The following is a 24388-nucleotide window of genomic DNA, read 5'->3' as shown; positions in this document are numbered from 1 at the left end:
GGCGGTCGGGCGCGGCGGTCAGCCGCGGCCGGTGCGGCGCCGGCTCGGGGCGATCCGCCCGGACGCGGGGGCGGCGGCGCGCTGCAGGGCCTCGATCTCCCGGACGACGGTGGCGACGGTGAGGTCCTCGAACAGCTTCTTGACGGTGAGGTCGACCGCGAGTTCGTCCCGTAGCCGGCCCGCCATCTGGAGGACCAGCAGGGACTCGCCGCCGAGGTCGAAGAAGTTGTCGTCGACGCCGACCCGGTCCAGGCCGAGCACCTCGGTCCAGTGGCGGGCGACCAGGCGTTCCAGGTCGGTCCCCGGCTCGACGTACGGGGTGGCGAGGTCGGGCCGCCGGTTGAAGGCCCGGCGGGGGCCGGCCGGGGCGGGGTGCGGTGCGCCGTCCTGCGCCGGTCCGGCCGCGGCACCGTCGGCGGAGCCGTCCGCCGGCAGCAGTTCGACGGTGGCGCCGAGGGCGCGCAGCTCCGCGAGCCGGTCGGCCACCGGGTCCGCGGCCGGGCGGACGGCGGTGACCAGCCCGTGGTCGGCGGGCTCGGCCCGGTCCGGGGCCGGCAGCGCGAGGACGTCCTCGAAGCCCTGTTCGGCGAGCAGGGCGGCCCACCGCGCGGGCGGCAGCAGCGGCGCGTGGGTGCGCAGGTCGTCGTCGAAGTACCACCAGCCCTCGAAGAGGCCGACGGTCATGGTGGCCGCGCGCGGGGTGTCGGCGGCCTCCAGCAGGTGGAGCCGCCCGCCGGGGCGCAGCAGCGCCCGCACGTGGTCGACGGTGCGGCGCAGGTCCGGGGTGGCGTGCAGGACGTTGAAGGCGAGCACCACGTCGTAGTGCCCGAGTTCGTCGTCCTCGCCGCCCCGGTCGATGTCGAGCACGCCGAAGGTGAGGAAGTCCAGGCCGCGGTCGGCGGCCTCCTTCTGGGCCGCCACCACCAGGGAGCGGCCGAGGTCGGTGAAGTGGTACTCGACCGGTCCGGCGTCGCGCAGCGCCTCGGCGACCGGCCAGGTCAGGTAGCCCTGGCCGCCGCCGATCTCCAGGACCCGCAGCGGCCGGCCGGTGCCGGCCCGGGCGGCCCGGGCCACCTCCTCGGCGATCAGGGAGCGGTAGACCGCGACGTCGCCGCGGGTGAGGGCGCGTTCGGCGCCGGAGCCGGACCGGTCGTTGCTGCCGTCGGGCCGGAGCACCTCGGTGCCGGAGCGGGCCCCGGAGAACACCTCGTCGTACTGGGCGACGCAGCCGCGCAGCAGTTCCAGTTCGTCGGCGGCCCCGGGGTGGCGGGCGGTCAGTTCGGCCTCCGCCGCGGTGATCCGGCCGGTCAGGACGGTGTCGTCGCCGGCCGGTCCGGCGAGCCCGGTCAGCCGGTCGGTGAAGCGGACGGTGTCCGCGGCCGGGTCGTGCACCAGGACGCCGTCCACGGCCAGGCCGTCGAGCAGGGCGTGCACCAGCTTGCGGTAGCCGGGGACGGCGCCGAGCCGGTCGACCACCTCGGCCCGGGTGCGGGACTCGCCGGGGGCGCCGGCCAGGCCGTGGCGGCGCAGGTGGGCCAGGGTGTGCAGGGTGCAGAGCCGGTCCAGGGCGGCGGTGCGGCCGGCCTCGTCCGCCGGGACCGGCGGGACGTCCGCGCGCAGCCGGTGGTCGGCCGCGGTGAGCCGGGCGGCGGTCTCGGCCGGGGCCTCGCGGTCCGCCGGGTCGGCGGGGCCGGCCGCGCCGGTGATCACCAGGTGGCCGCGGGTGCGGGCGGCCAGCGCCCTGGTGGCCGGGTAGCGGTCGTCGCTCAGGCCGTCCGCCACCACGTGGACGGTGCGGGTGGCGGCCGGCCGGCCGGCGGGCGGGGCGTCGATCCAGTAGCGGCGGCGCTGGAAGGGGTAGCCGGGCAGCGGGACCTTGGGCGCCGTGGTGGGTTCCCGGTCGTCCCAGCCGACCGGGGCGCCGTGTGCCCAGAGGTCGCCGAGGGCGCCGAGCAGCACCTCCTGGTCGTCGAGTTCGGCGCGGGCGTGGCGCATCGCGGGGACGGTGCGGACGGTGTCGCCGAGCCCGAGCCGGGCGAACCGGGAGAGCGTCCGGCCGGGACCGGCCTCCACCAGGACGGTGCGGCCCTGGGCGGCGAGGGTGGCGTGCAGGGCGGCGAGGCCGTCGGCGAACCGGACGGTGCCGCGGAACTGCCGGAGCCAGTAGTCGTGGCCGGTGGCCTCCTCGTCGGTGATCCAGGTGCCGGTCAGCCCGGACACGAAGGGCACGGTGGGCGGTGCCAGCGGCACCTTCGCCAGGGCGGCCGCGTAGGCGTCGAGGACGGGGTCGAGCAGGGCGCTGTGCGGGGCGGTGGCCAGCGGGACCCGCCGGTTGCCGACGCCGGCCGCGTCCAGCCGGTGCTCCAGGGCGGCGATCGCCTCCACCGGGCCGGAGACGGCGCAGACCTCGGGGGCGTTGACGGTGGCGAGGCCGAGGCCCTCGGCGTCCGGCCCGGCGAGCAGTTCGCGGACGGCCCGCTCGGAGAGGTCGACGGCGAGGGTGGCGCCACCGGCCAGCAGCAGCAGCCGTTCGCGTTCGGCGACCAGCGGCAGGGCGTCCTCCGGGCGCATCACCCCGGCCAGGCAGGCCGCGGTGTACTCGCCCAGCGAGTGGCCGATCAGGGCGTCCGGCGCGGCGCCGCGCGCGGTGAGGGTCCGGGCCAGCGCGTACTCGGTGGCGACCAGCGCGGCGAAGGTCCAGGGGGCGGCGCCCGGGGCGGGCTCGGCCTCCTCGTACAGCAGGGCCCGGAGGTCCTGGCCGAGCACCGGGGCGAGGATCTGCGCGGCGCGGTCGATCCCGGCCCGGAAGACCGGCTCCGCGGCGTACAGGCCGCGGCCCATGGCGGGGTGCTGGGCACCGCCGCCCGGCAGCAGGTAGGCGGTGCGGACGGGGCCCTCGGCGTCGGTCGCCCCGTCGGACCCGGCCAGCCGCCCGGCGGCCTCGGCGAGGGTGCGGGCGACGACGGTGCGGCGGTGGCGCAGCGCCTTGCGGCCCTCCCCCAGGGTGCGGGCCACCGAGGCGGGGGCGAGCCCGGGGTGGGCGGTGAGGTGGGCGGCCAGCCGCTCGGAGAGGTCGCGCAGCGCCTCGGGCGTGCGGGCGGAGAGCGGCAGCACGACCGGGCCGGTGTCGGCGGGGGCTCCGGCGGGCGGCGCGGCGGCGGGCCGCGGCGCCTCCTCCAGGATCACGTGCGCGTTGGTGCCGCCGATGCCGAGCGAGCTGACGGCGGCGCGCCGGGGCCCGCCGTCCGCCGGGGCCGGCCAGTCGGCGGTGTCGGCGCTGACGAAGAACGGGCTGCGGTCGAGTTCCAGCGCGGGGTTGGGGCGGGTGAAGTGCAGGGTGCCGGGCCGGGTGCGGTGGTGCAGCGCCAGCACGGCCTTGAGCAGGCCGGCGATGCCGGCGGCGGCGTCGAGGTGGCCGAGGTTGGTCTTCAGCGAGCCGAGCGCGCAGTAGCGCTCCAGGTCGGTGGTGGCCCGGAACGCCTCGGTCAGTGCGCCGACCTCGATCGGGTCGCCGAGCACCGTCCCGGTCCCGTGCGCCTCGACGAAGCCGATGGAGCCGGCCTCGACCCCGGCCGCCGCCTGGGCGGCGAGCACCACCTCGACCTGCCCGGGGAGGCTGGGCGCGGTGAAGCCGGCCTTGCGGCGGCCGTCGTTGTTGATCGCCGACCCCTTGACGACCGCCCACACGTGGTCGCCGTCGGCCAGCGCGTCGGCCAGCCGCTTGAGGACGACCACGCCGACGCCGGCCCCCGGTGCCATGCCGGCCGCGGCGGCGTCGAAGGCGCGGACCCGGCCGTCCGGGGAGAGCGGGCCGTCCGGGACGTGGCGGTAGCCGCGCAGGGCGAGCGGGTCGAGCGAGGCGCCGCCGGCCAGCGCGGTGTCGCAGGCGTGGTTCAGCAGGTCCTGGCAGGCCAGGTGGACCGCGACCAGCGAGGTGGAGCAGGCCGTCTGGACGGAGACGGCGGGCCCGGTGAGGTCCAGTTCGTAGGCGACCCGGGTGGCGAAGGCGCCGGCGTCGTTGCCGAGGCCGGCCGAGAACCAGTCCAGGCCGAGGCTCTGCCCGGCCAGCCGCGGGTGGACGTTGGCCATCAGGTACTTGCTCTGCCCGGCGCCCGCGTAGACGCCGGTCGGCCCGGCCGCCCGGTCGGGCCGGTGGCCGGCGTGCTCCAGGGCGTGCCAGCAGCACTCCAGGAAGAGCCGGTGCTGGGGGTCCATCACCTCGGCCTCGGCGGGCCGGGTGTGGAAGAACTCCGCGTCGAACAGGTCGATGCCGTCGACCACCGAGGCCCGGCGGACCAGGGACGGGTCGTCGAGCCCGGCCGGGTCGCCGCCGGCCGCGAGGTACTCGGCCTCGTCGACGTCGCGCAGCGACTCGCGGCCGGCCACCAGGTTCCGCCAGAACCGGTCGAGGTCGGGGGCGTCGGGGAAGCGGCCCGCCATGCCGATGACCGCGATGTCCCCCTCGTCGGCGGGGGTCTGCGGCCCGTCGGCCGGCCCGTGGCCGGTGGCCGCGCTGGTCTCAGTCATCCTGCGTGGTGTCCTTTCGCTGCGGTGCGGCCGGGCGGTGGCCGCTCTGGTGACGCCGGGCACGGCCGCGCCCGGCGCGTTCGCGGGCGGCGGCGAGCCGGTCCGGGGTGTCCGGCCGGGCGGGGTCGCCGGGGCGGCCCAGGTGGGCGGCCTGCGCGGCGACCGTGGTGTGGGTGAACAGCTCGACCAGGGGCACCGGACGGCCGGTCAGTGCGGTCAGGCCGGTCGCGAGGCGGGTCAGCAGCAGCGAGTGGCCGCCGAGGTCGAAGAAGTTCTCGTCGGCGGCGGGCGGCCCGTCGAGTCCGAGCAGTTCGGCCCAGAGTCCGGCGATCCGGCGTTCGAGGCCCTCGCGCGGCACCGCGCCGGAACCGGCCGGGCGGGCGACCGGGCGGGCGGCCAGCGCGGCCCGGTCGGTCTTGCCGCTGGGCGTCAGCGGCAGCGCCTCCAGCACCACCACGGCGGCGGGCACCAGGTGCTCCGGCAGGACGGCGGCCAGCTCGCGGCGGACGGCGGCCGGGTCGGGCGCGGCGTCCGGTCCGGCGGGCACCAGGTAGCCGACCAGCTGCGGGCCGGTCGGACCGCGGTGGGCGACGACGGCGCTGCGCGCGACGTCCGGGCGGGCGTCCAGGACGGCCTCGACCTCGCCGGGTTCGATCCGGAACCCGCGGATCTTGACCTGCTGGTCGGCCCTGGCCACGAACTCCAGCTGCCCGTCGGGGCGCCGGCGCACCACGTCGCCGGTGCGGTACATCCGGGTGCCGGGCGGGCCGTAGGGGTCGGCGACGAAGCGTTCGGCGGTCAGCCCGGGCCGGCCGAGGTAGCCGCGGGCCAGTCCGGCCCCGGCCAGGTACAGCTCGCCGGGCACGCCGGGCGGCACCCGCCGCAGCCGCTCGTCCAGCACCCGGGTGCCGGTGCCGAGCACCGGACGGCCGATCGGGGGCGGCCCGGCCGGTCCGCCGTCGGCCGGCGCGGTGAGCGGGGGGCTCATGGTGGCGCAGACGGTGGACTCGGTGGGCCCGTAGGCGTTGATCATCCGCCGACCGGGCGCCCAGCGGGCGATCAGTTCGGGCGGGCAGGCCTCGCCGCCGACGGCCAGCGTGGTGCCGGGCGGCAGGGCGTCCGGCGGCAGGGCGGCCAGCGCGGACGGCGGCAGGATGAGGTGGCTGACCCGCTCGTCCCGGACCAGGCCGGCGAACTCCGGGCCGGGCAGCAGCGCGGTGCGTTCGGCCAGTACCAGGCAGCCGCCGTTGGGCAGCGCGGCGCAGAGGTCCCAGACCGCGGCGTCGAAGCTGTGCGAGGCGAACTGAAGCACCCGGGCGGTCCCGTCGGCGCCGAACCGTTCGCGCAGGGTCGCGGCGAAGGCGGCCAGACCGGCGTGGGTGACCTGGACGCCCTTGGGGCGGCCGGTCGAGCCGGAGGTGTAGATCAGGTAGGCGGGGTGGCCGGGGAGCAGCGGGGCGGTGCGGTCGGCGTCGGTGAGGTCGGTGCCGGGGTGGGCGGCGAGGGCCGCCGTCGTGGCGGGGTCGTCGAGCGCGAGCAGCGGGACGGGCGCCGCGGCGGCGGGGGCCGGGTGGTCCGCCAGGGCGGCGGTGGTGAGGACCAGTGCGGGGCGGGCGTCGTCCAGCATGTGGGCGAGGCGGTCGGCGGGGTAGTCGGGGTCGAGCGGCAGGTAGGCGGCGCCGGCCCGGACGACCGCGAGCTGGGCGGTGACGAGGGCGGTGGAGCGGGGCAGCAGCAGGGCGACGGTGGACTCCGGTCCGATGCCCCGGGCGGCCAGCAGCCGGGCCAGCCGGGCGCTGCGGGCGGCGAGCTCGCGGTAGTCGACGTCCTCGGGGCCGGGGCCGGCCCACCGCAGGGCGGGCGCGTCGGGGGTGCGGGCGGCCTGGGCGGCGAACAGCTCCGGCAGGACGGCGGGCGGTCCGGCCGGGCCGCCGTCGTCGGCCGCGTCGAGGCCGGCCAGCTCCTCGGCGGTGAGCAGGCCGGCCTCGCCGAGCGGCCGGTCGGGGGCGGCGACGGCGGCGGTGAGCAGTCGCTCCAGCCGCTCGGCGAGCCGGAGCGCGGTGGCCCGGTCGAAGAGGTCGGTGCGGTACTCGACGACGCAGGTGATTCCGGCCGGTGCGGCGTCCGGGCCGTCGCCGGTGTGTTCCCGGAACCCGAAGAACAGGTCGAACTTGGCGGTGCCGGGGTGGACCTGGAGCGGTTCGGCGGTGACGCCGGGCAGGTCCGCCCCGGCCCGTTCGTTGTTCTGGAGGACGAGGCCGGTCTGGAACAGCGGGTGCCGGGCGAGCGAGCGGGCGGGGTTGAGCAGTTCCACCAGCCGTTCGAAGGGCAGCTCCTGGTGGGCGAAGGCGGTCAGCGCGGTCTCCCGGGCCCGGCCGAGCAGTTCGCGCAGGCTCGGGTCGCCGGAGGTGTCGGTGCGCAGCACCAGGGTGTTGACGAAGAGTCCGACCAGGTCGTCGAGGGCGCTGTCGGTGCGGCCGGCCACCGTGGTGCCGAGCGGGACGTCGGTGCCCGCGCCGTGCCGGGTGAGCAGGGCGGCGAGGCCGGCCTGGAGCACCATGAACAGGCTGGCGCGTTCGGTCCTGGCGAGCCCGGTCAGCGCGCCGTGGAGGGCGGCGGGCCAGCGGAGGGTGACGACGGCACCGGCCGGGTCGGCGACCGCGGGGCGGGGCCGGTCGGTGGGCAGCGCGAGTTCCTCGGGCAGTCCGGCCAGGGTGTCGCGCCAGTGGGCGAGCTGTCGGGCTGCCGTGCTCGTCGCGTCGCGTTCGTCACCGAGGGTGCGGTGCTGCCAGTGGGCGAAGTCGGCGTACTGGACGGGCAGCGGGGCCGCGGCGGGTGCGTCGCCGGCCAGCCGGGCCCGGTAGGCGGCGGCGAGGTCGCGGGTGAGCGGAGCCAGGGACCAGCCGTCGGCGGCGATGTGGTGGAGCACCAGGAGCAGCACGTGCCGCTCGGCGCCGTCGGTGAGCAGGGTGGCCCGCAGCGGCAGGTCGCGGGTGAGGTCGAAGCTGCGGCGGGCCTCCTCGGCGAGCCGCCGGTCGAGCTCCTCGCCGTCCGGCAGGGGTGCGACCGTCAGCGGGTCGGGCAGGCCGTCGCCGACCGGGAGGACGCGCTGTTCGCCGGCGCCGTCCGGGCCGGGCGGGAAGACGGTGCGCAGGCTCTCGTGCCGTGCCAGGACGTCGTGCAGGGCCGCGCGCAGCGCCCCGGGGTCGACGCCGCCGGTGAGCCGCAGGGCGTACGGGATGTGGTAGGTCGGGTCGGCGGCGCGGACGCCGTCGAGGAAGCGGAGCCGGCGCTGGGCGGCGGAGAGCGGGACGGGGCCGGTCCGGGGCACCGGGACGAGGGCCGGCCGGTCGCCGGTGCCCGTGCCGGTGCCGCCGGCGGGGGCGGCGTCGAGCAGCCGGGCCAGCGCGGCGACGGTGGGGTGTTCGAAGAGCACGCCCACCGCGAGGTCGGTGCCGAGGGCGGCCCGGACGCGGCCGACCAGCCGGGTCGCCAGCAGGGAGTGGCCGCCGAGGTCGAAGAAGCTCTCCTCGACGCCGATCCGGTCGCGGTCCAGGACCTCCCGCCAGATCGGCAGCAGGGCGCGTTCGGTGGCGGTGCGCGGTTCCGCCGTGCCGGTGCCGCCGCCGGTGCGGGCCCCGGCGCCGAGCAGGCGGCGCCAGCCCTCGTGGTCGTCGTCGGCGGGCAGCGCGGGCACCACCAGCAGGTCGGCGGGCAGCGGGGTGCCGTAGCGGTCGGTCGGGGTGCGGTCGTCCCCGGCCGGGGGTTCCGCGCCGGCCCGCGGCACCACGCAGCCCACCAGCCGTTCGGCGGGGCGGGGCGGCTGCTCGGTCCGCGAGCCGACCCAGGGCGCGGCCGGGTCGAGGCCGATCAGCACGTGCGGGTCGTCGTGCGCGAGGGCGACGGCCAGCGACCGCAGTGCCTCGCGCGGGGCGAGCACGGCGTAGCCACGGGCCTCGGTGAAGGCGGTGAGCGCGTAGCCGCGGGTCATGCCGAGGTCGCGCCACATGCTCCAGGCGAGCACCCGGACGTCGGCGCCGCGGCGGGCGGCCTCGGTGCCCAGCGCGTCGGCGCAGGCACTGGCGGCCGCGTACGGGGCGAGGCCGCTGCCGCCGAAGTGGCCGTTGACGGAGGAGAAGACCACGACGGGCGGGGCGGGGCGGTCCCGGCCGGCCCGGTTCCCGGCCCAGTCGCAGAGCACCCGGGTGCCGGCCGCCTTGGCGGCGAAGGCGGTGTCCCAGGCCGCGTCGGTGAGGTCCGCGAGGGGCTGTTCGACCAGGGCGCCCGCGAGGTGGAACACCGCGTCGAGCGGGGCCTCCCGTTCGGCGTCGGCGAGCACCCGGCCGACGGCGGCCGGGTCGGTGACGTCGGCGGCGGTGTAGCGGACCTCGCCGAGGGCGGTGAGCCGGCGGTGGGCGGCGAGGGCGTGGCCGAGCGGGGTGCCGGCGGCGATGTGCGCGTCCCAGTCCTCCGGGTCCGGCAGGACGGTGCGGCCGGTCAGCAGCAGCCGGGCGCCGTACGCGGTCAGCAGGTGTTCGGCGAGTTCGGTGCCGACGCCGCCGAGGCCGCCGGTGAGCACGTAGTGGCCGCCGGGGCGGAAGAAGCGTCCGGCCGGGCGCGGCGGGTCGGCGGGCAGCCGTTCCAGCCGGTGCACCCAGCGCCGACCGGCACGCCACGCGGCCTCCGGTTCGGTGGTGGCGGCGGCGAGTTCGGCGAGGACGTGGCCGGCCAGGGCGGCGGCGGGCGGCGCGTCCGGGCCGTCCGGCAGGTCGACCAGCCGGGTGCGCAGCCGGGGCAGTTCCTGGCCGAGGCTCTTGACGGTGGCGAGGGTGGCGGCCCGGGCCGGGTCGAGCGGGTCGCCGTCGAGGACGCGCTGGGCGGCGGCGGTGACGGTGTACCAGGCGACCGGCTGCTGCGAGGGCTCGGCGGTGAGCGCGGCGGCGAGCCGCACGGCCGCGCGCGAACCCGCCGACAGCGCCGCGGTGTCCGTCCCGGGGCCGGCCGGCAGGGGTCCGTACCCGGCCAGGTCCAGCACGGTGGTGACGGACGCCGCGTCCTCGGGCCGGGGGACGTCCGCGGTGCGCAGCACGGTGCGGCCGGCCGCGCGCAGGTGCCCGGCCAGTGCGTCGGCGAGGGCGGCCGTCCGGGCGGGGACCGGGGCCGGTCCGGTGACGAGCAGCACGGTCCCGCCGGGGCCGGCCGGGCCGGCGGAGGCGGACGGCGCGGCCCGCCGCCAGACCCGCCGGAAGAAGCGGTCGGGCACGGTGCGCTCGTCGCCGAGCAGCAGGTCGGCGCGGGCGAGTTCGGCGTCGAACGCGCCGTCCTCGAAGGCCCGGGCGAGGACGGTGCGCTGGATCTTGCCGATCTCGGTCTTGGGGATCCGGTCGGCGGACACCGCGACGAGGTAGCCGGGGGCGATGCCGGTCTGCCGGGTGACGGCGCCGCGCACCCGGCGCAGCAGGTCGGCCGGGTCGGTGCCCTCCCGGAGCACCAGCAGCACCGCCAGTTCGTCGCCGCCGGCGGGCCCGGCGGCGGCGGTGCGCACCGCCAGCGCGGCGGTGAAGGACCGCTCGACGCCGTCGACCTCCTCGACCGCGGCCTCGATCTCGTGGCCGGCGTGGTTGGCGCCGTTGACCACGATCACGTCCTTGGCGCGACCGGTGACGGTGAGCTCGCCGTCCCGGAGGAAACCGAGGTCGCCGGTGTCGAACCAGCCGTCGGCGGTGAACGCCTCGCGGTTCTGCTCGGGGGCGTCCAGGTAGCCCGGGGTGACGGCGGCCCCGCGGACCTGGATCCGGTCGACCCGGCCCTCCGGCACCACCGTGTTGGCGCCGTCGACGATCCGGACGGCGAACCCCGGGTAGGGCCGGCCGACGCTCACGTAGGGGTCCTCGTCGGTGGTGGTGTCGAGGTCGAAGGTGCCCTCGATCTCGCCGGAGGAGGTCTCGGACATGCCCCAGGCGGGGCGCATCGCCGTCTTCGGCAGGCCGAGCGGGGCGAACAGCCGGAGGAAGCGGCGCGCGGTGCGGGCGACCACGGCCTCGCCGCCGTTGAGCAGGTAGCGCAGGCAGGAGAGGTCCCAGCCGGCCCGTTCGACCGCGTCGGCGTGCTCGGCGAGCAGGCCGAAGGCGAAGTTCGGCGCCCAGGTGACGCTCGCCCGGTGGCGGTCCACGGCGGCCATCCAGCGGGTCGGCTCGGCGAGCACCCAGGCGGTCGGCGCGTGGATCTGCCGGCAGCCGATCACGACGTCCCGCAGGTGGAACATCACCACCCCGCCGACGTGGTCCAGCGGCATCCAGTTGAAGGAGACGTCGGCCGCGGTGAGGGTGTGCACGGCGGCGGTGGCGGCGGTGCGGGTGAGCACGTTGCGGTGGGTCAGCCGGACGGCCTTGGGCCGGCCGGTGGAGCCGGAGGTGAGGAGCAGCAGGACCGTCTCGTCCGGGTCGGGGCGGTGCAGGCCGGCGGCGGGCACCGGCTCCCGGCGGGCGAGGGCGGCCAGGTCGGCGGTGCGCGGCGCGGCCCGGTCGTGGCGCCGGGCGGTGTCGCGCACGGCCGCCGCCCCGGCGGCGTCGGTGAGCACCGGCGGCTCGCCGAGGGCGCGCCAGGCGGCGTCCAGCCGGGCCGCGGCGGCCTCGTCGCCGGCGGCGCGCGGAAGGGCCAGCGGGACGGCCACCAGGCCGCCCAGCAGGCAGGCCCAGAGGCCGGTGACGAAGTCGCGGGTGCCGCCGAGCTGGAGGAGGACCCGGTCGCCGGGCCGCAGTCCGAGTTCGCGCAGACCGGTGAGCACCCGGGCGGCGGTGTCCCGCAGTTCGGCGTAGGACTGCGGGTGTTCGGCGCCCTCGGCGTCGAGGTGCAGGAGCCCCCCGCCGCCGCTCCCGGCGGCGGCGAGCAGCGCGGTGACCAGGTCGGGGTGCGGGAGCGGGGCGGCCGGGCCGCCGTCGCCGAGCGAGGCCGCCGTCGTGCCGGGCCCGGCGAGCGCGGGATCCGGCGTCTCCCCGGGGGCGTCGGCGGACGGGTGGCTCCGCGCGGGGGCACGGCCGGGGCCGCCGCTGTGCACCAGCCCGGTCGGCGCCGGGTCGGCGGCGAGCCGGACCGCCGCCTCGCGGACCCCGGGGAGGGCGCGCAGCCGCTGTTCCCAGCGCGCGGCCGCCTCGGGGCCGGGGACCGGGAGCGCGTCCAGGGCGGCCGGGTCGGGGCGGCCCTCGGAGGTGCGGGGCAGCGCGGTGAGCAGGACGGCGGCGGCTTCGGCCCCCTCGGGCAGGGCGGCCCGCAGCCGCTCGGTGAGCCGGTCGGCGGTGAGCGGTGCGCTCGCCACGACGTAGGCGACGGCCTCGGTGCGGCCGGAGGGGTGGCGCCTGGGCCGGACCACGACGTCGCGCACGCCGTCGAGTCCGAGCAGGGCGTGCCCGGCCGCGTCGAGGTCGGTCCAGCGGCCGGCGAGTTCGGCCCAGCCGTCCTCGGGGCCGCGCAGGTCGAGCCGGCCGTCGGCGGTGAGCCGGCCGACCAGACCGGTGCGGGCCAGCAGGGTGACGCCGGGGAGCGCGGCGCCGAGGGTGTTGGGCACCAGCCACGGCCCGGCGTCCGCCTCGGCCGGTCCCGGCACGGCGACGTGCACCGCGCCGTGCACCCCGGCGGGTGCCGGGGCCCCGGCGGCGTCCAGGACGACGGTCGCGGCCAGCGGGGTCAGGGCGCCGCCGCCGGCCTCGGCGACCACGCCGGCGGCGGGCACCACGAGCAGCCGGCGCACGGCCGGTCCGGCGGGGGCCACGGCGGGCTCCGCCGCGGCTGCGGCGCCCGTGCCGGTGTACCAGAGCTGCTCGGGCAGGGCCCCGGCCAGCGCCGGGTCCCGGTCGGCGGCCCCGGCCAGCGCTCCGGCGAGTTCCTCGGCCAGCACGAGCACGGTGGTGCCGGGGCCGGCCAGCCGGAGCGTCCGCCGCGCGAGTTCGGCGGCGGTGGCGTCCGGGGCCGCCCAGTCGTCGTCCAGCACCAGGCAGGCGCCGCGGGTGAGCGGGGCGAGCAGTTCCCACGGCGCGTGGCCGGGGCGCGGCGCGGTGAGCAGCGCGACGGCGTCGCCGTCGGTCAGCCGGGTGCGGCGCACCAGCGGGCGCAGGCCGCGGGCGAGCGCGGCGTGGCCGAGGACGGCGGTGCCGTGCGGCGGGCGGACGGCGCAGGCGGGGTCGCGGTCGGTGAGCGGGACGGCCGGGGCCCGGTCGTCCGGGTGGGCGCGGCCCTCGGCGAAGGTGACCACGGGGGCGGGGCCGGGGCGGACGGTGCCGGCCAGCAGGACGGCGGGCGGCGCGGCCGGGTCGTCGGCGGTGAGCACGCCGCCGGCCTTGAGGACGGCGAGGGTGCCGACGACGGCGTCCGGGCCGGCCGTGTCCCGGGCCAGGGCCACCCGGTCACCGGGGGCGAGGCCCTGGTCGAGCAGCCGGTTGGCCAGCCGGTTGGCGGCGCGGTCGAGTTCGCGGTAGCCGAGCGGGGTGCCGGCCGGGCCGGTCACCGCGGGCGCGTCCGGGCGGCTCTCCACCCGGTCGGCGAACAGGCCGAGCACGCCGGGCAGTTCGGCGTCGTCGTCGAGCGGTCCGGCGACCAGGCGGCCGCGTTCGGCGGGCAGCACGATGTCGAGCGAGCCGATCGGGGCGGCGGGCTCGGCGACGGCCGACTCCAGCAGCCGGGCGAGCCGGGCGAGCAGGGTGCGGGCGGTGGCGGCGTCGAACAGGTCGGCGCTGTACTCCAGGAAGGCGTCCAGGCCGGCCGGCGCGCCGTCCGGCGCGCGGTGCTCGACGAGGGCGAAGAACAGGTCGAACTTGGCGGTGCCGGTCTCCACCGGGTCGACCTCGGCGGTCAGGCCGGGCAGGCCGGCGCCGAGCCGGGGCGTCTCCTGGACGGCGAAGGCCACCTGGAAGAGCGGGTGGCGGGCGCGCGAGCGGGCCGGGTTGAGCACCTCGACCAGCCGGTCGAAGGGCACGTCCTGGTGCGCCAGCGCGGTCAGGTCGCGCTCCCGGACCCGGGCGAGCAGGTCCCGGAAGCCCGGGTCACCGGAGGTGTCGGTGCGCAGCACCAGGGTGTTGACGAAGAACCCGACGAGGTCGTCGAGGGCCTCGTCGGCCCGGCCGGTGACCGGGGAGCCGAGCGGCAGGTCGGTACCGGCGCCGAGCCGGGTGAGCAGGGCGGCGACACCGCTCTGCCAGGCCATCAGCAGGCTGGCCCGGCTCTCGGCGGCGAGGGCGGCGAGGCCGCGGTGCAGCTCGGCGGAGAGCCGGGTGCGGACCCGGCCGCCGGTGCCGCTCGCGGTGGCGGGCCGGGGGCGGTCGGCGGGCAGCGCCAGCTCCTCGGGCATGCCGTCCAGCGCGGTGCGCCAGTGGGCGAGCTGCCGGGCGACCGGGCTGGCGGGGTCGTGCTCGTCGCCGAGCAGGGCGGCGTGCCACAGGGTGTAGTCGGCGTACTGGACCGGCAGCGGCGCCCAGTCGGGGGCGGAGCCGGTGCGGCGCGCCGTGTACGCGGTGGCGAGGTCGCGGGCGAGCGGGCCGGTGGACCAGCCGTCGCCGGCGATGTGGTGCAGCACCAGGACGAGGACGTGGTCGCGGCCGTCCGGCCCGTCGGTGAGGAGTTCGGCGTGCAGCGGCAGGTCGCCGGCGAGGTCGAAGACGTGGCAGGCGGCCCGCCGGACGTGCTCCTCGCGCTCGGCCGCCGGGACGGTGGTGACGGTCAGCGGGGCGGGCGCGGTGCCGGGCGGCAGGACCACCTGGCGGGGGTCGCCCTGCTCGTCCGGGTAGCGGGTTCGCAGGATCTCGTGACGGTCCGTCACGTCGGCGAGCGCGGCCCGCAGTGCTTCGGTGTCGAGCCGACCGGTCAGCCGGACGACCAGCGGGATGTCGTAGGTGGCGGAGGGCCCCTCCAGCTGGTTGAGGAACCAGAGGCGGCGCTGGGCGTAGGAGAGCGGGACGACGGCGGGCCGCTCGGCCGGGCGCAGCGGCGGCCGGGTGCCGCCGCCCTGTCCCGAGGCGGCGCGGGCGGTGCCGAGGGCGGCGAGCGCGGCCAGGGTGGGGGCGGCGAACAGGTCCGCGACGGTGAATTCCAGCCCCAGGGCGGAGCGCAGCCGCCCGACCAGCCGGGTGGCGAGCAGCGAGTGGCCGCCGAGCGCGAAGAAGTCGTCGTCGCGGCCGATCCGGTCGGTGCCGAGCAGGTCGGCCCAGATCCCGGCCATCTCCTGCTCCGGGCCCGGGTTCGGGGCGCCGCCGGTGCCGCCGGTGCGGGCCCGGCCGGCCAGCTGCTGCCGGTCGGTGCGTCCGTCCGGGGTGGCGGGCAGTTCGGGCAGGGTGGTCAGGGTGGCGCCGGCCGGGTTGCCGAAACGGTCCGGCAGGTCGGCGGGGGCCTGGGCGACGGCGGCACCCGGCTCGGCGCGGTGGCCGGCCAGCTCCTGGAGCGGGCGGGCGGGCGCGGCGAGGTGGCTGCGCACCCAGGGGGCGGCCGGGTCGAGGCCGACCAGGACGTGCGGGTGGCCGTGGCGCAGTGCGGCGGCCAGCGAGCGGGTGCCGTCGCGGCGGCTGAGCAGGCGGAAGCCGCGGGCCCGGGTGAGCGTCCTGAGCGGGTAGCCGCGGCTGACCCCGAGGTCGTCCCACATGCTCCAGGCGACGCTGTGGCCGCGCAGGCCGATCCCGCGCTGGTGGACGGCGAGCGCGTCCAGGTAGGCGTTGGCGGCGGAGTAGGCGGCGGCGAGGGCGCCGCCGAAGTGGCCGTTGACGGAGGAGAAGGAGACGAACAGGGTGCCGGGCCGGTCGCGCAGCGCCTCCGTCAGCACGGCGGCGCCGGTGGCCTTGGCGGCGGTGGCCTCGGTCCAGCGCCGGGCGTCGGTGGCGTCCAGGGGGTGCTCGGCGAAGTGGCCGGCCAGGTGGAGCACGCCGGCGAGTTCGCCGTGGGCGGCGCGGGCGCCGGCCAGCAGCCGGCGGACGGCCTCCGGGTCGGTGACGTCGGCGGCGCGGTACTCGACCGTGCCGAGGGCCTGGAGTTCGCGCAGCGCGGCGGCCCGCTCGGGGCGGTCGGCGACGGGCCCGCGGCCGACCAGGGTGAGCCGCACCCGGTGGCGGTCGAGCAGGTGGCGGGCGATCTCGGTGCCGACGCCGCCCAGGCCTCCGGTGAGCAGGTAGTGGCCGCCCTCCTCGAACACCGGGGCGGCGTCCTCGTCGGGGGCGGGCAGCGGGGCGAGGCCGAGGGTCCACCGGCCGTCGGGGCGCAGGGCGACGTCGGGGTCGGCGGGCGGGGTGACGATCTCCCCGTGGAGCCGGCGGGCGGTCTGCGCCGGGTCCTCCGGGCCGGGCCCGAGGTCGGTCCAGCGGCCGGCCAGCCAGGGCAGTTCCTGGACGGCGCTGCGCAGCACGGCGACGGCGGCGGCGCGATCCGGGCGGACGGGCTCACCGGGGTGGACGGCGCGGCTGTGCCGGGCGGCGACCTCGACGGTGACGGACCGTCCGGGGGTGTCCGGGCCCGCGGGGTCCGTGTCCGGGCGGTCCGCGTCCGGGGCGGGCCCGTCCGGGCCGGCGGCCGGCGGGGTGAGCGCGGCGAGCAGCCGGGTGAGCGGCAGGGTGGCGGCCAGCGGGTCCTCGGGCCCGGTGGTGGCCAGCAGCCGCAGGTCGACGATCCGGCCCACGGGTGCGGCGCCGATCCCGGCCGGGTCGGTGACGACGCGGGCCGGTGAGCCGTCGGCGGCGAGCAGGGCGGCCAGGGCGGTGCCGACGGCGTGCGAGGGGTCGTCCGGCCCGGCAGTGAGGACGACGGTGGGCGCCGGGTGCGCGGCGGGCGCGTGCACCCGGGCGGCGGGCTCCCAGACGGGCCGGTGGAACCAGTCCGGCAGGGTGCGCTCGGTGCCGAGCAGCAGGTCGGTGCGCCGGATCAGCTCGTTGAACTCGCCGGCCTCCAGCCGCTTGCGGAGCAGGGTGCGCTGGATCTTGCCGATCTCGGTCTTGGGGATCTCGGCGGGGGCGACCGGCAGGACGAACGCCGGGGCGGCGCCGGTCTGCCGGGTGACCCGGCCGGTGACCTCGGTGAGCAGGGCGTGCTCGTCGCCGCCGGGTTCGAGGGAGCAGAACACGGCGATCTCGTCGGTGGTGGCGGTGGGCGAGGTGCGGACGGCCACCGCGGCGGTGCAGGCGCGGACGACGCCCTCGGCCTCCTCGACGGCGGTCTCGATCTCGTGGCTGGGGTGGTTGACGCCGTTGACGATGATGACGTCCTTGGCGCGGCCGGTCAGGTACAGCTCGCCGTTCCGCAGCAGGGCGAGGTCGCCGGTGCGGAACCAGCCGTCGGCGGTGAACGACTCGGCGTTCTTCTCCGGGTTCTCGTGGTAGCCGGGGGTGACGGAGGGTCCGCGGACCTGGAGGTGGCCGACCCGGTCCTCGGCGACCACCCGGTCCCGGTCGTCGACGACCCGCATCGCGAAGCCCGGGTAGGGGCGGCCGCAGCTGACGTAGGTCTCCTCGGGGCCGTCCGGGTCGTGCCAGGTGTCGGTGACGACCGAGGTGGTCTCCGACATGCCCCAGCCGGGGTGCATCACCCGCTGGTCGAGGCCGTGCGGTTCGAGCAGCCGCAGCCAGCGGCGCACGACCCGCGGGACCACGACCTCGCCGGCGTTCATCACCAGCTTGACCGGGGAGAGGTCCCAGCTTCGGCCGGGCTCGGCCGCGACCCGCTCGCTGACCAGGCCGAAGGCGAAGTTGGGGGCCCAAGTGACGGTGGCGCGCCAGCGGTCGAGCGCGTCCAGCCAGCGCAGCGGCTCCTCGACGATCCAGCCGGTCGGGGCGTGCACCTGCTCGCAGCCGATCACGACGTCGCGCAGGTGGAACATCACCACGCCGGTGACGTGGTCGAGCGGGATCCAGTTGAACGTGGTCTCGCCGGGACCCAGGCCGTTGAGCCGGGCGGTGGCGGCCGAGCGCTGCAGCACCATGTCGTGGGTGACGGTGACGCGCTTGGGCAGGCCGGTGGAGCCGGAGGTCAGCAGCAGCAGCGCGGTGTCGCCGGGTTCGGCCCGGTGCCAGTCCCCCGCGGGCGGGCCGGCCCGCAGCTCGTCGGCGACCAGCACCTGGAGGCCGGTCCAGCCCTGTTCCTCCGCGCGCTCGCGCAGGGCGGCGCCGGTGCGGGTGCCGGTGGCGATCCGGGGGCGGCCGAGCGAGTCCCAGATCCGTTCGACCTTCTCGCGCAGCGGCGAGGGGTCGCGGTAGGAGGCGGGGGTGCTCATCGGCAGGACGGTGACGCCCGCGCCGACGCAGGCCCAGAAGAACGGCAGGAAGTCCTCGTTCTCCTCGAACTGGAAGATCACCGTCTCGCCGGGGCGCACCCCGTGGCTGCGCAGCCCGCCGAGGATGCGGGCGGCCTCGTCGGCGAGCTCGGCGTAGCTCTGCCGGCGGTGGCTGCCGTCGGCCCGCAGGTGGACGATGCCGCCGGTGCCGCGTTCGACGGCGGCCCGCAGGGCGTCGGTCAGGTTCGGGTACGGCGGCGGGGGCGCGGGCGGGCCCTCGCTGAGGGCGGGGGTGCCGCCGTCCGGCCCGGTGCCGTCGTCGAGGAGGGCGGGCTCCTCGCCGCCGGCCGCGCCCGCGCTGCCGGGCAGGCCGCCGAGGTGGAGCAGGCCGGGGACGGGCGCGGCGGTGTCGCGGACCACGACGGCGGCGGCCGTGGTGCCGGGCAGGCGGGCGAGGTCGCGTTCCCAGGCCGCGGCGAGGGCGTCGTCGGGCACCGGCAGCCGGCCGAGCCGGTCGGTGTCGAGGGCGCCGCCGGCGGTGCGGGGCAGCGCGGAGAGCAGCACCACCCGCAGCGGGGCGGCGGCCGCGGGCAGCGCGGGACGGGCGGCGGCGGCCAGGCGCAGCCGGTCGACCGGGGCGTCGGGCACCACGTGGGCCACCGCCTCGCGGGAGCCGTCGAGGGCCCGGCGGACGGTCACCACGGCGTCCCGGACACCGTCCTGGGCGAGCAGCGCGCGCTCGACGGCCGGCGGGCAGTGCGCCCACTCGGCGTCCTCGGCCGGGTCGGCCAGGGGGAGCGCGGAGAGCGGGGCGCGCGGGTCGGCGACGGCGGCGGCGAGCAGGGCGGTCAGCCGGGCGGCGAGCCGTTCGACGGTGCGTCGCTCGAAGAGCGCGGTGGAGTACTCGATGGTGCCGTCCAGGCCGGCCGGGCCGGCGGCCGTGCCGGGGCGCTCGGTGAAGTCGACCATCAGGTCGAACCGCGCGGTGCCGATGCCGCCGGGGTCGAGCCGCACCCGGGCGCCGGCGAACTCCACGCCGGGGTCGTCGTCGGCGCTCTGCAGGGCGAGCATCACCTGGAACAGCGGGTGACGGCCCAGCGCGCGGGCCGGGTTGAGGTGCTCGACGACCCGGTCGAACGGCACGTCGGCGTGGGCGTGGGCGGCGAGGTCGGTCTCCCGGACGCGGTCGAGCAGTTCGCCGAACCCGGGGTCGCCGGCGGTGTCGGTGCGCAGTACCAGGGTGTTGACGAAGTAACCGACGAGGTGTTCCAGCGCCGGGTCGTCACGGCCGGCGGTCGGCGTGCCGATCGGGATGTCGGTGCCGGCGCCGCCGCGGGTGAGGGTGGCGGCCAGGGCGGCCTGGAGGACCATGAAGGGCGTCGCCCGGTGGGCGCGGGCCAGCTCGCCGATCCGTCCGTGCAGGGCGGCGTCGACGCCGAGGCGGACGGTGGCGCCCGCGTGGCCGGCGGTGCGCGGCCGGGGCCGGTCGGCCGGCAGCGCGAGTTCCTCCGGGAGGCCGGCCAGGGCCTCGCGCCAGTGGGCGAGCTGGCGGGCGGCGGGGCTCCGCGGGTCGGTCTCGTCGCCGAGCAGGCCGCGCTGCCACAGGGTGTAGTCGGCGTACTGGACCGGCAGCGGGGCCCGGTCGGGGGCGGTGCCGGCGGCTCGGGCGGTGTAGGCGAGGGCGAGGTCGCGGCCGAGCGGTCCCAGGGACCAGCCGTCGGCGGCGATGTGGTGGACGACCAGGACGAGCAGCGCGGTGCCGTCGTCGGCGCGGTGCAGCAGGTGGGCGCGGAGCGGGGGTTCGGCGGCCAGGTCGAAGGCGTGCCGGACGGCCGCCCGCCGCAGGGCGGCCAGCTCCCCGGCGTCACCGGCGACGGCGGTGTGCAGGACCGGCCGGGCGGCCGGGTCGTCGGCGGGCAGCACCCGCTGGTACGGGGCGCCGTCGCGGTCGGGGTAGACGGTGCGCAGCACCTCGTGCCGGGCGGTGAGGTCGGCGAGCGCCGCGCGCAGCGCCTCCTCGTCGGTGCCGGCGGGCAGCGGCAGGGTGAGCGGGATGTTGTACGTCGGGCTGGGGCCCTCAAGGCGGCCGAGGAACCAGAGGCCGGCCTGGCCGGCGGTGAGCGGCAGGTGCGCGGGGCGCTCGGCGGCGGCCAGCGGCGGCCGGGCCGGGCCGGCGGGCGCGGTGGCCAGCCGGGCGGCGAGCGCGGCGGGGGTGGGCCCGGCGAAGAGGTCGGCCATGGTCAGGCCGGTGCCGGTCTCGGCGCGCAGCCGGGCGGTCAGCCGGGTGGCGAGCAGCGAGTGGCCGCCGAGGTCGAAGAAGTCGTCGTCGGCGCCGACGGTGCCGGGTTCCAGCCGCAGCACCTCCTCGTAGAGGCGGCAGACCAGGGTCTCGGCCGGGCCCTCGGGGGCCCGCCCGCCGGCGGCCGCGGCGTAGTCGGGGGCGGGCAGCGCCGCGGTGTCGAGCTTGCCGTTGCGGGTGAGCGGCAGGGCGTCCAGCAGCACGCAGGCGGCGGGTACCAGGTGCTCGGGCAACCGGGCGGCCAGGTGGGCGCGCAGACCGGCCGGGTCGGGCCGGGTGCCGGTCCGGGGGACGGCGTAGCCGATCAGGGCGAGGTCGCCGTCGCCGCGGTCGCGGGCCACCACGGCGGCCCGGGCGACGTCGGGGTGGCCGGCCAGGGCGGCCTCGATCTCGCCGGGCTCGATCCGGAAGCCACGGATCTTGACCTGCTGGTCGGCGCGGCCGCGGTATTCGAGGGAGCCGTCGGGGAGCCGCCGGGCGAGGTCGCCGGTGCGGTACATCCGGCTGCCGGGCGGGCCGTAGGGGTCGGCGACGAAGCGTTCGGCGGTGAGGTCGGGCCGCCCGAGGTAGCCGAGCGCGAGGCCCGGTCCGGCGACGTACATCTCGCCGGTGCGGCCGGCCGGGACCGGCTGCAGCACGTGGTCGAGGACGTGCACCCGCAGGTCCGGCAGCGGGGTGCCGACCGCGCCGCGCGCGCCGCCCCCGGCGAGCCGGTGGTGGGTGACGTGCACGGTGGTCTCGGTGATGCCGTACATGTTGACCAGCTCGGGCGCCGCGAAGCCGTGCCGGGCGGTCCAGGCCGCCAGGTGGGCGGGCTCCAGGGCCTCGCCGCCGAAGACCACGGTGCGCAGCGCGAGCGGGGCGCCGTCCGGTGTCCCGGGGCCGGCCTCGGTCTCCGCCTGGACCAGCTGCTGGAAGGCGGACGGGGTCTGGCTCAGGACGGTGACCCGCTCGGCGCGCAGCAGCTCCAGGAACTCGGCGGGCGCCCGGGTGGTGGCGCGGTCCACCACGACGAGCCGGCCGCCGTGCAGCAGCGGGCCCCACAGCTCCCAGACCGAGAAGTCGAAGGCGTAGGAGTGGAAGAGCGTCCACACGTCGTCCGGCCGGAAGCCGAACAGCCCGGCCGAGGTGTCGAAGAGCCGCACCGCGTTGGCGTGGGTGACCACGACGCCCTTGGGCCGCCCGGTGGAGCCCGAGGTGTGGATCACGTAGGCGGGGGCGGCGGGGGTGAGCGGGGCGGTGCGGTCGGCGTCGGTGAGGCCGGTGGCGGGCTCGGCGGCGAGCGCGGCCTCCGTGGCGGGGTCGCCGAGGACCAGGACGGTGTCCGGCGCGGCGTCGGCCGGCAACCGGCCGGCCACGTCCGCGTGGGTGACCAGCAGCCGCGGGCGGGCGTCCGCGGTCACCGCGCGGATCCGCTCGGCCGGGTAGTCCGGGTCCAGCGGGACGTAGGCGGCGCCGGCCGTGAGGACGGCGAGGACGCCGGTCACCAGGTCGGCGGTGCGGGGCAGGGCGAGCGCCACGGTGGCGCCCGGGCCCGCGCCGTGCCGCACCAGCCACCGGGCCAGCCGGTTGGCGCGGTCGCCCAGCTCCCGGTAGGTCAGGGCCCGGTCCGCGGCGGTGACGGCGACCGCGTCCGGGGTGCGGGCGGCGGCGGCCTCGAAGCGGGCGGGCAGGGTCGCGTCGGCGGGGGCCGGCGGGTCGGCGGGCGGCAGCGCGACCGGGGGCTGTTCGGCCGGGCGCAGCACGCTGGTGCGGGCCAGCGGCAGGGTGTCCTCGGCCGCGGCGATCCGGTCGAGCACCAGGAGCAGGCGCTCCTGGTGGTCGGCGAGGTCCTCGTCGGTGTAGCGGTCCGGGTTGGCGTCGAAGGAGAGCCAGAGGCCGGTGTCGTCGGCGCCGGGGCGGACGTTGATCTGCAGGTCCTCGACGGCGCCGCCGGTGAGGTGGTGCCAGGTGGTGGGCAGGCCCGCGAAGTCCAGTTCGTTGCCGAACGGGATCAGGTTGACCACCGGCCCGTACAGCCGGCGGCCGCCGTCGCCGACCAGGCGCAGGTCACGGCGCAGGTCCTCGACCCGGTAGAGCTGGTGCCGGCGGACGTCGGCGAGTTCGGCGTCGGCGGCCCGCAGCAGTTCGCCGACCGTGGTGGCGGGGGTCGTGGCGAGGCGCAGCGGCAGCAGGTTGGAGGCGGTGCCGGGGGTGCGCAGGGCGGCCGAGCCGAGCCGGCTCATGGTGGGCAGGCCGAGGACGACCTCGCGGGCGCCGGTGCTGCGGTGCAGGTAGGCGGCGACGGTGCCGAGCAGCAGGCCGCCGCGGGTGGCGCCGAGCCGGGCCGCGGCGGCGTCCAGGCGGGCCACCGCGGCGGCGTCCAGCAGGGTGGTGCGGCGGCGGAACGGGCCGGCGGGCCCGGTGCCGGGCGCCTCCGCGGCCGGGTCGGCGGCGGGGGCCGCGGGGCCGGTGCCCGGCTCGGCGAGGACCACCGCGGCGGGGGCGTCGGCCATCCGCGCCGTCCAGTGGGCGCGGTCGCGGGCGAAGCGTTCCGAGGCCCGGTAGTCCCGTTCCTCGGCGACCAGGCGTTCCAGGGCCGGGAAGGGCGCGCCGGCCGGTTCCCGTCCCTCGGTGAGCGCCGTGTACCAGTCGGCGAGCCGGCGGCCGACGAGCTTGAACCCGTAGCCGTCCAGGAGGAGGTGATGGGCCTTGAGGAACCACCACCAGCGGTCCGGGGCGGCCTTCAGCAGGGCGTGCGAGAACAGCGGGCCGTCGACCGGGTCGAGCGGGGCGGCGAGGTCGGCGCGGATCCAGGCGCCGACGGCGGCGTCCGGGTCCGGCCCGGCCGAGAGGTCCACCCGGTGCAGCGGCCAGTCGGTGGCCGCGTCGAGGACGGCGAGCGGCCCGTCCTCGTCCTCCTCCCCGGTGAGCCGCAGCCGGAAGGTCTGCGCCTCGGCGACGGTGCGGCGCAGCGCGTCCTCGAAGCGCCCCGGGTCGACCGGTCCGTGGATCTCCACGGCCTCGCCGGTGTTGAACGCGGCGCTCCCGGGGTCCAGGCGCTGCGCGTACCAGATGCCCTTGTGGGCAACCGACAGCGGGTGACCGGTGGCTTCGTGGCCGAACATGACACCAACCCTCAATCGCGTGAACAGGATTTCCGGTCCGCCGCCCGAGGCCGCCCGGATGGTCCCGGTGGCAGGTCGGCCGGCGATATTCGGGTAATGCACGGCGCACGGCGCCGGTACGCCCCGGGGGCCGCCCGCGACTCACTCTGCATGAGCACGACTGAGCCCGTCAATACTCGACTTCCGGCGGCCGAAAAAACCCGGGGCGCAAATCACCGGGCGCCGGGGAGGCCGGCCCGATCCACCCGGAGGAACCGGGGCCGAAGCCAATGTCAGGCAGCTGACCTCTATGGATAACACAGAACAACCGGAGTGTCACCCACCGCTCTTCGGCCACCCCAGGGGCGTGAAACAGGCCAATCTGAGCCAAGCGGCCCACGTCGATATCGAACCGTCATTGAATGCCGTCAGCGGGCCCGAATCGCACGTCGATCGTTATCCGAATGCCCCTCACCGGCGCCTCCCTGCTTTTTTCGGGAACGCCACGGCAAAACTCCCGTCAAATCCTCACCATTCCTGGACGGCTGTCGGACGCCGGATCCGCCCCACGGTCCGGGCGGCCCCGGCCGGCCAGGGGCGAGACCGAAAGGCCACGACCATGGACCGCACCGCGCGGCCGGGGTTCCCCCCTACCCGGCCGACCCGCGACCCCGTCCCCCGCGGCACCGCCGCCCACGACACCGCCGCGTTCCCCGTCGGCGCCCTGTTACGTCGCGCCCAGGCCGGCGACCACCAGGCCATGAACGAACTGTTGCGGCACATCACCCCCTTCGTCGACCAGCTCTGCCTGCGGATCACCCGCACCCACGGCCACGACGCCGCCCAGGAGGCCAAGCTCGCCATCTACCGCGGCCTGCGCGGCCTGCGCGAACCGCTGGCCTTCTACGGCTGGGTCCGCTCGGTGGCCGTCCGGGAAGCGGTCCGGACCTCCAAGCGGCTGGGCCCGGACAGCACCGACGAACTGCCCGAACTCGCCCTCCAGGAGGATCCGTTGGCCCTCGTCCACATCAGCGACGTGATGGCGCGGCTGCCCCGCGAGCACCGCCAGATCCTGACCCTGCGCGCCGTCTACGGCCTGAACGAGCGCGAACTCGCCTCGGCCCTGCGGCTGCCGATCGGCACCGTGCGCTCGCGCCTGCACCGGGCCCGCCGCAGATTCCAGCAGGCCTGGCAGCACCAGCCGGTCTGAGCCGTCCGGACGCGCCGGCACGGGCAGCGGGC

General features: G+C 78.2%; 3 protein-coding genes. 1 reads left to right on the top strand and 2 read right to left on the bottom strand.

The annotated features are described in order from the left end of the window. Positions 1 to 18: 18 nt before the first annotated feature. Both ACFCX4_RS11805 and ACFCX4_RS11800 read right to left on the bottom strand, forming a co-directional pair. Positions 19 to 4527, bottom strand: a complete 4509-nt coding sequence (locus tag ACFCX4_RS11805) for a beta-ketoacyl synthase N-terminal-like domain-containing protein (protein ID WP_376140973.1) — start codon at positions 4525 to 4527, stop codon at positions 19 to 21. After that, positions 4520 to 23167, bottom strand: a complete 18648-nt coding sequence (locus ACFCX4_RS11800) for an amino acid adenylation domain-containing protein (protein ID WP_376140971.1) — start codon at positions 23165 to 23167, stop codon at positions 4520 to 4522. Before ACFCX4_RS11800 ends, ACFCX4_RS11805 begins: the two co-directional genes overlap by 8 nt. 598 nt (positions 23168 to 23765) lie before the next feature. Here ACFCX4_RS11800 and ACFCX4_RS11795 point away from each other — a divergent pair. After that, positions 23766 to 24356 (top strand): RNA polymerase sigma factor, encoded by a 591-nt coding sequence (locus ACFCX4_RS11795; protein WP_376140970.1) that lies wholly within the window; start codon positions 23766 to 23768, stop codon positions 24354 to 24356. The last annotated feature ends 32 nt before the right edge of the window (positions 24357 to 24388 follow it).

The organism is Kitasatospora sp. NPDC056327, from assembly GCF_042261735.1.
In the GTDB taxonomy this organism is placed as follows: domain Bacteria; phylum Actinomycetota; class Actinomycetes; order Streptomycetales; family Streptomycetaceae; genus Kitasatospora.
This window is presented reverse-complemented; position numbering and strand designations above follow the sequence as displayed.